The organism is Rhodanobacter thiooxydans (genome assembly GCF_030291135.1).
Classification (GTDB): Bacteria; Pseudomonadota; Gammaproteobacteria; order Xanthomonadales; family Rhodanobacteraceae; genus Rhodanobacter; species Rhodanobacter thiooxydans_A.
Map to the genome: position 1 here is coordinate 3,248,960 of NZ_CP127409.1, position 13,179 is coordinate 3,262,138.

Consider the following 13,179-nt stretch of genomic DNA (forward strand, 5'->3'; position numbering starts at 1 on the left):
GCTGCCTCCGGAGGCACCCCATGCAGAAACGTCCGCTCGGCCACTCGCCGCTCGCCATCGCCCCGCTCGCCTTCGGCGGCAACGTGTTCGGCTGGAGCGTGGACGAGAAGCGCTCGTTCGAGCTGCTCGATGCGTTCGTCGACGCCGGCGGCAACCTGATCGACACCGCGGACGTCTATTCGGCCTGGGTGCCGGGCAACCGCGGCGGCGAGTCGGAAACCATCCTCGGCAAGTGGCTGAAGCGCAGCGGCAAGCGCGAGCAGGTGGTGATCTCGACCAAGGTCGCCAAGTGGGCCGAGCAGCCGGGCCTGTCGCCGGTCAACATCCAGCAGGCAGTGGATGGCTCGCTCAAGCGCCTGCAGGTCGACTGCATCGACCTGTACCAGGCGCATGAAGACGACGCCAGCGTGCCGATGGAGGAAACCCTGGGCGCCTTCGCCCGGCTGATCGAGGCCGGCAAGGTGCGCGTGATCGGCGCCTCCAACTTCGACGCGGCGCGCTTCGCCGACGCGCTGGCCATGTCGAAACAGCACGGTCTGCCGCGCTACGAAAGCCTGCAGCCGGAATACAACCTGGTCAGCCGCGCCGGCTACGAGCAGGAGCTGGAACCGCTGATCCGCCGCGAGCACATCGGCGTGATCAGCTACTACGCGCTGGCCAGCGGGTTCTTGAGCGGCAAGTACCGCAGCGCGGCCGACCTGGCGAAGAGTGCCGCACGCGGCGGCGCGGTGAAGAAATTCCTGAACCCGCACGGCCTGCAGGTACTGGCCGCACTGGACGCGGTGGCCGCTACGCATCGCGCCACCCCGGCCCAGGTCGCGCTGGCCTGGCTGATCGCCCGCCCCGGCCTCACCGCGCCGATCGTCAGCGCCACCAGCGTGGAACAGCTGCACGAGCTGCTCGGCGCCACGTCATTGCAGCTGAACGACAACGAGATCGCGCAACTGGACTTGGCCAGCGCCTGACCGTTTGTAGGGCGGGCGCTGCCCGCCGGCTTTTGCTGCACATGACACCGTGACGAAGAGCGGCGGGCGCTGCCCGCCCTGCGAAAGGCCGTTCACTCCGGCGCGTCGACCTGGTAACCCTCGGCCTGCAGCGTGGCCAGATAACCATCCGGCTTCAACAGCTCGTCCATCGGCAGCAGCGCGAAAGTCTGCGCATTGGCTGCCAGCGCCTTGCGCGCGGCAGCCAGCCATACGGCGCGCTGCTTCGCCGGCACGTCATCGAGGCCGAGCGTCTGCGCAAAACCGGCGCCGGTGATGGCCGCCACGCAGGCATCGCGGCGATCGCTGTCGGGCAATTCGCGCAGCGCCTGCAGGTCACCGGTGGCCCAGGCGTTGGCGCGCGCAGTCATCGCCGGCAGGTCGTGCTCGACGCTGTCCAGGGTGCGGATGAAACAGGTGACGTCGCGCGGCGCGGCCTGCTTGAACGCCTTGATCGCCGCGCGCGGATGCTCGATCAGCACGTGGTAGTCGGTCGACAGCTCGGGTACGCCGTGGCGTTTGGCCAGTGCGTCGATATTCGCCTTGATCCCGCCGGAACGGCTCAGGCCGTTCGCCCTCAGCGCCTTCTTGTACAGCTCCTGCGACGCGAACAGCGGCCGCCAACGCTCGATGCCGCTCTCGTCGCCGAGGTATTTCTGCTTCAGCACCTGCCAGCGCGCATACACCGGCGGCGGCAGTACCTGCTGCAGGGTTTCGCCATCCGCGTTCTTGCGCGCGCCATAAGCCGATGGCAGCAGGAACAGCTTGCCGAGGAAACCGACGTCGGCCTTCAGCTGCACCGAAGGCGCCAGCAGCACCTGCTGCGAGGCGCCAATCACCTCATCCACCTCGCGCGATTGCCATTGCATGTCGCGCGGCAGCGGCGACAGCGTGCCGAGTACCCACATCACGTGCCCGCCCTTGCTCACCTTCCACAAGCCGGGACCGGGCTGCACACCGCTGACCACCACGACCGGAAGATCGGCGACGGCGGCGGTCGACGCAGCGGCCGGCGCAACCGGACTGGCCGCCGACTGTGCGAAGGCAGGCGACAACCCTGCCAGGGCGAGCACGAAAACAAGATGCAGCAAACGCATGCCGAGCGACTCCTCTTCAACAGTCGCCATTGTGGCAGGCCGATCCTGAGCCGCAGGTGGCCGCATGAACGAAACGGGGCGCCTCGCGGCGCCCCGTTTCGTTTCAAGCGCGCATGCTTCGGCGCATCACGCCGACAGCAGCGCCAGCGCGGCATTGAAGGTGGCGCTGGGCCGCATCGCCGCGCTCACCCGCGCCAGGTCGGGGTGGTAGTAGCCGCCGATGTCGACCGGCTTGCCCTGCACGCGGTTGAGTTCGTCGACGATGGTCGGCTCGTTCTCCGTCAGCGCCTTCGCCAGCGGCGCGAACTTCGCCTTCAATGCGGCGCTCACGTCCTGCGAAGCCAGCGCCTGCGCCCAGTACAGCGCGAGGTAGAAGTGGCTGCCGCGGTTGTCGATGCCGCCGAGCTTGCGCGAGGGCGACTTGTCGGTGTCGAGGAACTTGCCGTTGGCCTGGTCCAGCGTCTTCGCCAGCACGTCCACCTCGACGCTGCCCTGGCGGCCGGCCACGAACTCCAGCGACGCGGCCAGCGCCAGGAATTCGCCCAGCGAATCCCAGCGCAGGTAATCCTCTTCCAGGAACTGCTGCACGTGCTTCGGCGCCGAACCACCAGCCCCGGTTTCGAACAGGCCGCCGCCGGCCATCAGCGGCACGATCGACAGCATCTTCGCGCTGGTGCCCAGCTCCATGATCGGGAACAGGTCGGTGAGGTAATCGCGCAGCACGTTGCCGGTGACCGAGATGGTGTCCAGGCCCTGGCGGATGCGCTCCAGCGAGAACTTCGTGGCGGCGACCGGATCCATGATGCGGATGTCCAGGCCGCTGGTGTCGTGGTCCTTCAGGTAGCGCTCGACCTTCCTGATCACCTGCGCGTCGTGGGCGCGCTGCGGGTCGAGCCAGAACACCGCCGGCGTATGCCGCGCGCGGCTCACCGCCAGCTTCACCCAGTCCTGGATCGGCGCATCCTTGGTCTGGCACATGCGCCAGATGTCGCCGGCCTCCACCTCATGCTGCAGCAGCACGCTGCCGGCTTCGTCGAACACCTTGACCACGCCGTCGCCGGCGATCTGGAAAGTCTTGTCGTGCGAGCCGTATTCCTCGGCCGCCTGCGCCATCAGGCCCACGTTCGGCACGCTGCCCATGGTCGCCGGGTCAAACGCGCCATGCGCCTTGCAGTCCTCGATGGTGGCCTGGTAGACGCCGGCGTAGCTGCGGTCGGGGATCACCGCCTTGACGTCCTGCAGCTGGCCCTGCGCGTTCCACATCTTGCCGGAGTCGCGGATCATCGCCGGCATCGACGCATCGACGATCACGTCGCTGGGTACGTGCAGGTTGGTGATGCCCTTGTCCGAATTGACCATCGCCACGCCCGGGCGCTGCGCGTACTCGGCGTCGAGATCGGCCCTGATCGCCGCCTGCGTCGCCTCCGGCAGGGAACCGAGGCGCGCGTACAGGTCGCCGATGCCGTTGTTCGGGTTGAAGCCGGCCTGTTTCAGCGCGTCGGCGTGCTTCACCAGCACGTCCCGGTAGAACTCGCTGACCGCCACGCCGAACATGATCGGGTCGGACACCTTCATCATGGTCGCTTTGAGGTGCAGCGAGAACAGCACGCCCTGCCGCTTCGCATCCGCGATCTGCGCATCGATGAAGGCGGCCAGCGCCTTGCGGCTCATCACCGCCGCGTCGATGATCTCGCCGGCCAGCAGCGCAGTCTTCGGCTTCAGCACGGTGTGGCTGCCGTCCTTGCCGAACCACTCGATGCTGACGTTGCCGGCCTGCCCGACCAGCGCGGACTTCTCGCTGCCGTAGAAGTCGCCACTGTCCATGTGCGCCACGCGGGTCTTCGAATCGCGGCTCCAGGCGCCCATCTTGTGCGGGTGCTTGCGCGCGTAGTTCTTCACCGAGACCGGCGCGCGGCGGTCGGAGTTGCCCTCGCGCAGCACCGGGTTCACCGCGCTGCCCTTCACCTTGTCGTAGCGCGCCTTGATGTCCTTCTCGCCGTCGTTCTTCGGTGCATCCGGGTAATCCGGCAGTGCGTAGCCCTGGCCCTGCAGCTCCCTGATCGCTGCCTTCAACTGCGGCATCGAGGCGCTGATGTTCGGCAGCTTGATGATGTTCGCCTCCGGCGTGGTGGCCAGCTGGCCCAGTTCGGCGAGGCTGTCGGGAATGCGCTGGCCTTCCTGCAGCACCTCGGGGAACAGCGCGATGATGCGCCCGGCCAGCGAGATGTCGCGCGTCTCCACGCGAATCCCCGCCGTGCCGGTGAACGCGGCGATGATCGGCAGCAGCGACTGCGTGGCCAGGAACGGGGCTTCGTCGGTCAGTGTGTAGATGATCTTGGGCGTGCTGGACATTGTCTGTGTGAACCTCGGTGACTACTGCGTGGCCGGGAGGGGCCGCCGTGTTGCCGGATAGCGACGGCAGTCTGATGCAAGCCTCCCATTGTCGCGTTTTCGCCGGGGTGGGGAAAGCGCGACGCGGCCGTTGCCGGCAACCTGCGGTGACGTGTCGTGGTTCACGCGGGACAAACGACGGGGGCGCGGCATGGCCGCGCCCCCGTTTCGCCCCACCCTGGGGTGGCGACTGCTTCACCGGGAAGTCCTTGCTGGCGCCCTGGGCGCCATCCAGAGGAATGTCGACCTTGTAGTTGCCGGCCGGGAAACCAGCCGGCTTGCTGATCATGAACGCGGTGGTCTCCGGCACCGTCGCATCGAGCGTCTTGCTGTCTTCGTGCACGGTCGATTACACCCCGCCCTGCACATTGGAAAATCTGCCTTGCCGGTTTCATTGCCCATTGCATGCAACTCCGTCCGGAAGGAGAGGCCCAAGTGATAGCCACCTCACGGTTGATCGGTTGCGAGCTTGGTGGCAGGGCATTCAGCTGCGGCGCGGCTCTTGCGCCCGCTGATCCACATTCAAGCCACACCGTCACGCTGAACCGGCAGCGACCTGACGGACACCGTCATGATCCCGCCCCGGATGGCTCGGCAAGCCGCAATGAGCAGCGGCGCATTACGCCCCTGCCAACTGCCGCCGCCGCGCGGCCTTGCGCTGCTGTCGCCGCGCCCACCACGCCCTGCGCCGCTCGGCAAGGCACGAGAAGATCACGTACAGCGCCGGGGTGCTGAGCAGGGTGAGGCTTTGCGAAATGAGCAGGCCGCCGATCAGGGCGATACCGAGCGGGCGGCGCAGTTCGCTGCCTTCGCCCAGGCCGATCGCGATCGGCAGCGCGGCGAGGATGGCGACCATGGTGGTCATCATGATCGGGCGGAAGCGCACGATGCACGCCTCGCGGGCGGCTTCCAGCGGGCTCTTGCCGTGTTCGCGTTCGGCGACCAGGGCGAAGTCGATCATCATGATCGCGTTTTTCTTGACGATGCCGATCAACAGCACCAGCGCGATCTGCGCCACCACCGACAGTTCGGTGCCGGTGATCCACAGCGCCAGCAATGCGCCCACGCCGGCGGCCGGCAGGGTGGATAGGATGGTGATCGGGTGGATCAGGTTCTCGTACAGCATGCCGAGCACGATGTAGACGGTGAGCACGGCGGCCAGGATCAGCCAGCCCATGCCGCTCTGCGATTGCTGGAAGCGGCGGAAGTCGTTGCCCATCTGCACCTTGATGTCGCCGGGCATGCGCATGTTCTGCACGGTGGTCTGGATCACCGTCATCGCCTCACCCATGCTCACGCCGGGGGCGAGGTTGAAGCTCAGGTCCATGGTGGTGAACTGGTTTTCGTGGGTGATCTGCGACGGTGCCAGTCCCGGCTGCTGCCGCGCGAACGCGGTGATCGGGATCATCCGGCCGCTACTGGAGCGCACGTAGATGCGGTTGAGCGCTTCCGGTGTGGCGGTTTGTTCGGGTAGTGCGTTGACCACAACCTGGTACTGGTTGATGTCCGAGTAGATGGTGGACACCTGGCGCTGGCCGAACGCGTCGTACAACGCGCCGTCGATGCTGCCGATCGACACGCCGAGCCGCGCGGCCTTGTCGCGGTCGATCACGATGTTCTGGCGCAGGCCGGCCTCGTCGACGTCGGTGCCGACATCGCGCAGTTTCGGGTTCTTCTTCAGCTCGGCCTGCAGTTTCGGCAGCCACTCCTGCAGGCTGGCCAGGTCGTTGCCCTGCAGCGAGACCTGGTATTGCGCGCCCTGGCTGGTGCCGCCACCGCCGCCACTGGGCAGGTCCTGCACCGGGCGCAGGCGCAGATTGAGGTCGGGATAATTCGCCGCCTTTGCGCTGAGCCGCGCAAGCACCGCGAAGGTGTCGTCCGTGCGGCCGTCGGCACGGGTCTTCAGGTCGATGTTGAACGAGCCGCTGGTGCCCTGCCGGCTGCTGCCCAGGCGCGAGCCCACGGTGGCGACGTCGGGGTCGGCCATCAGCATCGCGGTGAGCCGCTCCAGCCGCTGCCGGCTTTCGGCAAACGACACGGTGGCGCTGGAACTGGCGCGGCCCCAGATCAGGCCGGTGTCCTGCGCCGGGAACAGGCCGGCCTTGACCACGCCGAACAGGTAGAAGGTGGCCACGATCAGCACCAGCGGGGTCAGCGAGAATGCCAGCGCATGGCGCAGCGAGAAGTTCAGCGCGCGGGTGTACACGCGCAGCATGCCGGCGTGGAAGCCGTCCAGCGCGCGGGCGAGCCGCGACGGTGGCGCCTGCTCCTTCGCGGCATGGCCGCTGAGGAAGCGCCCGCACAGCGCCGGCGTCAAGGTCAGCGAGACCAGCGCGGAGACCACGATCGCCGCCACCAGGGTCACCGCGAACTCGTGCATGAACATGCCGGTGATGCCGCCGGCGAACAGCAGCGGGATGAACACGGCGATCAGCGAGGCGGTGATCGAGACGATGGTGAAGCCGATCTCCCTCGCGCCGGCGAGCGTCGCCTCCATCCGCGTCATGCCGGCATCCATGTGGCGGATGATGTTCTCGATCACCACGATCGCGTCGTCCACCACGAAGCCGATCGCGATCACCAGCGCCAGCAGGGTGAGGTTGTTCAGCGTGTAGCCGAGGATGTACATCACCACGAACGCGCCGGCCAGCGACAGCGGCACCGCCACCGCGGCGATCAGCGTGGGTGCGAGACGGCGCAGGAACAGCGCCATCACCAGGATCACCATCGCCAGCGAAATCAGCAGCGTGGCCTGCACCTCGTGCAGCGACGCGCGGATGGTCGGCGTGCCGTCGAAGAACGGAGTCAGCGCGGTGCCCGGCGGCAGGTAACCACGCAGCGTGGGCAGCTGGTCCCTGACCAGGTCGACGGTGGCGATGACGTTCGCGTCGGCCTTCTTGTAGACGTACATCAGCACGGCCGGCTTGCCGTGGAACCAGGCCGCCTGGTAGGCGTCCTGCTGGCCGGCGTAGACCTTGGCCACGTCGGCCAGCCGCACCGGCGTGCCGTTGTGGCTGGCGACCACCAGCTGGGCGAAATCCTCCGCGCTGTGCAGCTGGGTGGTGGCGCTGACCGCCATGGTGCTGGTGCCGTTGGACAGGAAGCCCTCCGGCGAGGTCACGTTGGCCGCGCTCAGCGCGTTGCGCAGCTGGTCCGGCGACAGACCCATCGCGTTCAGCGCACGCAGGTTCACGTCGACGCGGATCGCCGGCGTAGCCGCGCCGGCGATCTCCACCGACGACACGCCGGGCAACTGGCGCAACCGCTGCGCAAGCAAGGTGTCGGACAGGTTGTACAGGTCGGCCGCCGATTGCGTGGCCGAAGTCAGCGCCAGCGCGATGATCGGATCGTCGTTCGGGTTCGCCTTCTGGTAGCTGGGCGCGCCGTTGAGGCCGTTGGGCAGGTCCGGCGCGGCCGAGTTGATCGCCGCCTGCACGTCGCGCGCGGCGGAATCCAGATCGGTGCCATTGCGGAACATCATGAAGACGAAGGTGCGGCCCTCGGAACTGGACGAGCGCATCGTCTCGATCCCGGGCACCTGGCCCAGGTGGCGTTCCAGCGGTGCGGCCACGGTGGACGCCATCGTGCTGGCATCCGCGCCGGCCTGGCTGGCCTGCACGAAGATCGCCGGGAACTGCATGTTCGGCAGCGCCGCCACGCCGAGCAGGAAGTAACAGATCATGCCGGCCACGAACAGGCCCATCGCCAGCAGCGAGGTGCCGATCGGGCGGCGGATGAAGGTGCCGGAGATGTTCATGGATTCAACGGTGGCAAGGGCGGACGAAGGTGCAAGGGCGGATCATCCCACCCTCAACGTCCAGGCCGCGAAAAGGTTGATCGGTGCGGCTTCGCGAAAAGCGACCCCACCCCAACCCTCCCCTGCGAGCAGGGGAGGGCGCTGGGCACTGCGGCGGAATCACGCCGCGCGGCTGGCCTGGGTGTGGGCCAGCGCGCGCCGCTCGCGACGTTCGGCCAGCCAGTCGGAGAAACGCTCCATGTACAGGTAGATCACCGGCGTGGTGTACAGCGTGACCAGCTGCGACAGCAGCAGGCCGCCCACGATCGACACGCCCAGTGGCCGGCGCAGTTCCGCACCGATGCCGTTGCCCAATGCCAGCGGCAATGCGCCGAGCATCGCCGCGGCGGTGGTCATCATGATCGGACGGAAGCGCAGCAGGCAGGCGCGGCGGATCGCGTCGCGCGCGTTGAGGCCGGTGCGGCGTGCCTCGATCGCGAAGTCGATCATCATGATCGCGTTCTTCTTCACGATGCCGATCAGCAACACGATGCCGACGATGCCGTCCACCGACAGGCTCATGCCGCACAGGATCAGCGCGAGCAGGGCACCGACGCCGGCCGGCGGCAGCGTGGAGATGATCGTCAGCGGGTGGATGTAGCTCTCGTACAGCACGCCCAGCACAATGTAGATCACCACGATCGCAGCCAGCAGCAACAGCACTTCATCACCCAGCGAGGAGGTGAACTCGGCGGCCTTGCCGACGAACTCGCCGCGCACCTGCGGCGGGAAGTTCAGCTGCTGCTCGACCCCGTGGATCGCCGCCACCGCGTCGGACAGCGAGTAGCCCGGCGCCACGTTGAACGCCAGCGTCACCGCCGGCAGCTGCTGCTGGTGGCTGACCACCAGCGGCGCGCTGGTGACCTGCGCATTGACCAGCGAGGACAGCGGGATGGTGCCGCCGCCGCCGATCTGGAAGCCGACGTTGCCGGCGTTGCCGATGCCCGACGGGGTCGCCGAATTGCTCGACTTCAGCTGGCCGAAGCTGGTCGCGTTGCTGCCGGTGAGCGCGCCGTTGCCGTTGCCGCGTACGGTGAGCTTGGTCAGCAGGTCGTCGCTGGTGCGGAACTCCGGCGCCACCTCCAGCACCACGCGGTACTGGTTCAGCTGGGTGAAGATGGTGGAAATCTGGCGCTGGCCGAACGCGTCGTACAAGGTGTCGTCGATGCTCTGCACCGGCACGCCAAGGCGGCTGGCCTTCTCGCGGTCGATGGTCAGCTTCAGCGCATTGCCGTTGTCGGCCAGGTTGTTGTCGACGTCGGCCAGCTCCGGCCGCTGGCGCATCGCCTGGGTCATCTGGCTGGCGTAGCCGGCCAGCTCGGCCGAGTTCACGTCGGACAGCGAGTACTGGTATTCGGTGGCGGCGACGCGGCTGTCCAGGGTCACGTCCTGCACCGGCTTCAGGTACAGCGCCACGCCGGGGATGTTCGCCACCGCGTGCTGCAGCCGCGGCAGCAGTGTGTCCAGGCCGGCGCGGTCGCCGCGGTCCTTCAGCACGATCGAGAGCTGGCCCTGGTTGAGCGTCGGGTTGATCGTGCCGGCGCCGATGAAGGCGGCCACGCCGGCCACCGCAGGATCCTTGCGCAACGCCTCGGCGACCGCCTTGGTGCGGTCTTCCATCTGCGGGAAGGCGATGTTGTCGTCGGCCTGCACCACGCCGGTGATCAGACCGGTGTCCTGCTCGGGCAGCAGTCCCTTGGGGATCACGATGTACAGGAACACGGTGAGCACCACCGCGGCGCCGGCCACCAGCATGGTCAGGCGCTGGTGATCGAGTACCCAGTCCAGCGAGTTCTCGTAGATGGCGACGGTACGCGACCACACCGTGCGCTTGCCAGCCGCGGCGTGGCGCTCGTGCGCGTCATCGCCCTCCGGTAGCTGGTCGGGCTTGAGCAGGTAGGCGCACATCATCGGCGTCAGCGTCAGCGACACCAGCATCGAGATGGTCACCGCGATCGTCAGCACCCAGGCGAACTCGTGGAACAGCCGGCCGGTGACGCCGGGCATCAGCAGCAGCGGCAGGAACACCGCCACCAGCGACACAGTCAGCGACAGCACGGTGAAGCCGATCTCCTTCGCGCCGACCTCGGCCGCCTCCTTGCCGTCCCTGCCCTGCTCGATGTAGCGCACGATGTTCTCGATCATCACGATCGCATCGTCCACCACGAAGCCGGTGGCCACGGTCAGCGCCATCAAGGACAGGTTGTCCAGCGACATGCCGGTGAACGCCATCACGCCGAACGTGCCCATCAGCGACAGCGGCACCGCCACCGACGGGATGATGGTGGCCCACAGCCGGCGCAGGAACACGAAGATCACGCCGATCACCAGGAACACGGTGAGGATCAGGGTGAACTCGACGTCGTGCACCGAGGCGCGGATGGTCACCGTGCGGTCGGCGAACACGTCCAGGTGCACGTCGGCCGGCAGCGCGCTGCGCAGTTCCGGCAGCACGCGGCGGATCTGCTCCACCGTCTGCACGATGTTCGCACCGGGCTGGCGGCGCACATCCAGCAGCACCGCCGGCTGGCCGTTGGCCCACGCGGCGAGCTGGTCGTTCTCCACGCCGTCGACCACGTTCGCCACGTCGGACAGCCGCACCGGCGAGTTGTTCTTGTAGCTGATGATGGTGTTCTTGTACTCGGCCGCGTCGCTCAGCTGGTCGTTGGTACCGATCGAGTAGCTTTGCGTCTTGCCGTTCAGCGTGCCCTTGGGCGCGTTGACGTTGGCCTGGGTCAGCGCGCTGCGCACGTCCTCCATGGTGAGGCCGAGGTTGGACAGCTGCGCCGGGTTCACCTGCACGCGCACCGCGGGGCGCACGTTGCCGGCGATCGAGACCAGGCCCACGCCCTGCACCTGCGACAGCTTCTGCGCGATGATCGAGTCGGCCAGGTCGTTCACCTCGCGCAGCTGGCGGCTGTCGGAGGTGAGCTTCAAGGTAAGGATCGGCGCATCGGCCGGGTTGACCCGGTTGTACACCGGCGGATACGGCAGGTTGCCCGGCAGAGTGCCCTTGGCCTGGTTGATCGCCGCCTGCACGTCCTGCGCGGCGATGTCGACGTCACGGTCCATCGAGAACTGCAGGATGATCGTGGACAGCCCGGCGGAGGAATCCGAGCTCATCATGGTGAGCCCGGAGATCTGCCCCAGGTTGCGCTCCAGCGGGGTGGTGATCAGCGCCGCCATGGTGTTGGCGCTGGCGCCCGGGTACTGCGTGCTGACCACCAGGCTGGGCGCCTCGATTTCCGGCAGGGCGGACACCGGCAGCTGGCGGTAGCCGAGGATGCCGAGCAGCAGCACCGCCACCATCAACAGCGAGGTGGCGATCGGCCGGCGAATGAAGAGGGTCGAGAATCCCATGGCTATCCGTAAGGTGTAGGTGCGGGTTCAGCCGCGATCATGGCCGGGACACGGCCGGGTTCACACGACTGCAGTGGCGTTGCACTGGTCGGCACGCGGCCGCTCAGCCGCGACGGCGACCGCCACCCTTGCTGTTCTGCTTGGCTTTCTCCAGTTCGGCCGCGGTCGGCGCCGCCGGCACTTCGCCCGGCTTCAGCGCGTTGACCTTGCTGCCCGGCTTCAGCCGGAACTGGCCCTCGGTGACCACCCGGTCGCCGGCCTTGAGCCCGCTGCCGATCATCACGTGGCTGTCGCCCACTTCGCCGGCCACCGCCACCGCCTGCATCTTCACCGTGCTGTCGGCCTGCACCTGGTAGACGTAGTCGCCGTCCGGCCCGCGCTGCACCGCCTGCGCCGGGATCACCAGGCCGCCATCGACGGTATTCACCAGCAGCCGCACGTTGACGAACTGGCCCGGCCACAACTCGTTGTTCGCGTTCGGGAACTCCGACTTCAGGCGGAACGTGCCGGTGCTGGTGTCGATCTGGTTGTCGACCACCTTGAGCACGCCACCGCTGGCGATCGGGTGCGCATCGGTGCGGTCCAGCGCGGTCACCTGCAGCGCCGCGCCATCCTTCGCGGCGGCACCCCGCACCATGTCGAGGTTCTGCTCGGGCAGGGTGAACATCACGTTGATCGGGTGCAGCTGGGTCAGCGTGACGATCGCGCTGGCGGTGGTGACCACGTTGCCGGGATCGACCGCGCGGATGCCGGCGAGGCCGTCGATCGGCGACAGCACGCGGGTGTAGTTCAGCTGCACCTGGCTGTCGCGCACGCTGGCCGCGTCGGCGGCCACCGCGGCCTCGTACTGGGCGGCGGTGTTGTGCAGGGTGTCCAGGTCCTGCTTGGAGATGTAGCCCTTGGCGGCCAGGTCCTGGCTGCGCAGCAGGTTGCTTTTCGCGGTGGCCAGCAGCGCCTGGTCCTGGCGCTGGCGCGCCACGGCCTGGTCGTAGGCGGCCTGGTAGGTGCGCGGGTCGATCTGCGCCAGCAGCTGGCCCTTCTTCACCGGCTGGCCCTCGGTGAACTCCAGGCTGAGCAACTGGCCGCCCACCTGCGGGTTCACGGTGACCGTGTTGAGCGCCTGCACCGTGCCCAGCGCGGTCAGGTAGACCGGCACGTTCTGCTTGACCACCGGCACCACGGTGACCGGCACCGGCGGCGTCTCGTCCTTGCCGTCCTTGCCCTTGGCGGCCGCCTGCGTCGACGCGGAACCGGCCGGGACCGGCTTGTGCAGCAGGCGAAAGCCCACCGCCGCCACCACGATCACCGCAACGACGATCAACGCGATCTTCCAAAAACGCGACATGTAAAACTCCTGGACTGGACGGTGTGACCCACCGGCGCACGACTGTGCAGCATGCATTGGCGAAACGACAGGTGCGAGCCAGGCCCTGCCGGCGCGCATTCCTCGTGGTGAAAGCATAGGGGCAGTTCAACGAATTTGGACAATGCCGGTTGACATGGGTGCGGCATGACCGATGGCAGGGGCGACGCCCGCCGCACGGCCATCCGC

Annotated in this window: 6 protein-coding genes; 1 reads left to right on the plus strand and 5 read right to left on the minus strand. The window is 67.7% G+C overall.

Annotation, left to right across the window (positions count from 1 at the left end):
• The first annotated feature begins 20 nt into the window (after positions 1-20).
• Positions 21-965, plus strand: a complete 945-nt coding sequence (locus QQA13_RS14980; protein ID WP_108471807.1) for an aldo/keto reductase — start codon at positions 21-23, stop codon at positions 963-965.
• Between the two features lie 92 nt (positions 966-1,057).
• Here QQA13_RS14980 and QQA13_RS14985 read toward each other — a convergent pair whose 3' ends face one another.
• From QQA13_RS14985 to QQA13_RS15005, 5 genes are all read right to left on the minus strand, one after another.
• Complete coding sequence (locus QQA13_RS14985; RefSeq protein WP_108471808.1) at positions 1,058-2,080, minus strand: TraB/GumN family protein; 1,023 nt, start codon at positions 2,078-2,080, stop codon at positions 1,058-1,060.
• Positions 2,081-2,206: 126 nt separating this feature from the next.
• Positions 2,207-4,432 carry an NADP-dependent isocitrate dehydrogenase gene (locus tag QQA13_RS14990; protein ID WP_108471809.1) on the minus strand — a complete coding sequence of 742 codons (2,226 nt, stop codon included), beginning with the start codon at positions 4,430-4,432 and terminating at the stop codon, positions 2,207-2,209.
• Between the two features lie 658 nt (positions 4,433-5,090).
• Positions 5,091-8,228: an efflux RND transporter permease subunit gene (locus QQA13_RS14995; RefSeq protein ID WP_108471810.1), complete on the minus strand. Its 3,138-nt coding sequence runs from the start codon at positions 8,226-8,228 to the stop codon at positions 5,091-5,093.
• A gap of 159 nt (positions 8,229-8,387) precedes the next feature.
• Complete coding sequence (locus QQA13_RS15000; protein WP_108471811.1) at positions 8,388-11,627, minus strand: efflux RND transporter permease subunit; 3,240 nt, start codon at positions 11,625-11,627, stop codon at positions 8,388-8,390.
• Between the two features lie 103 nt (positions 11,628-11,730).
• On the minus strand, positions 11,731-12,972 hold the full coding sequence (locus QQA13_RS15005) for an efflux RND transporter periplasmic adaptor subunit (protein WP_108471812.1): 1,242 nt from the start codon (positions 12,970-12,972) through the stop codon (positions 11,731-11,733).
• Positions 12,973-13,179 lie beyond the last annotated feature (207 nt).

Coding starts and splice junctions, on each gene's coding strand:
- QQA13_RS14980 (WP_108471807.1), top strand. CDS start 21: ATGCAGAAACGTCCGCTCGGCCACTCGCCGCTCGCCATCGCCCCGCTC.
- QQA13_RS14985 (WP_108471808.1), bottom strand. CDS start 2,080: ATGCGTTTGCTGCATCTTGTTTTCGTGCTCGCCCTGGCAGGGTTGTCG.
- QQA13_RS14990 (WP_108471809.1), bottom strand. CDS start 4,432: ATGTCCAGCACGCCCAAGATCATCTACACACTGACCGACGAAGCCCCG.
- QQA13_RS14995 (WP_108471810.1), bottom strand. CDS start 8,228: ATGAACATCTCCGGCACCTTCATCCGCCGCCCGATCGGCACCTCGCTG.
- QQA13_RS15000 (WP_108471811.1), bottom strand. CDS start 11,627: ATGGGATTCTCGACCCTCTTCATTCGCCGGCCGATCGCCACCTCGCTG.
- QQA13_RS15005 (WP_108471812.1), bottom strand. CDS start 12,972: ATGTCGCGTTTTTGGAAGATCGCGTTGATCGTCGTTGCGGTGATCGTG.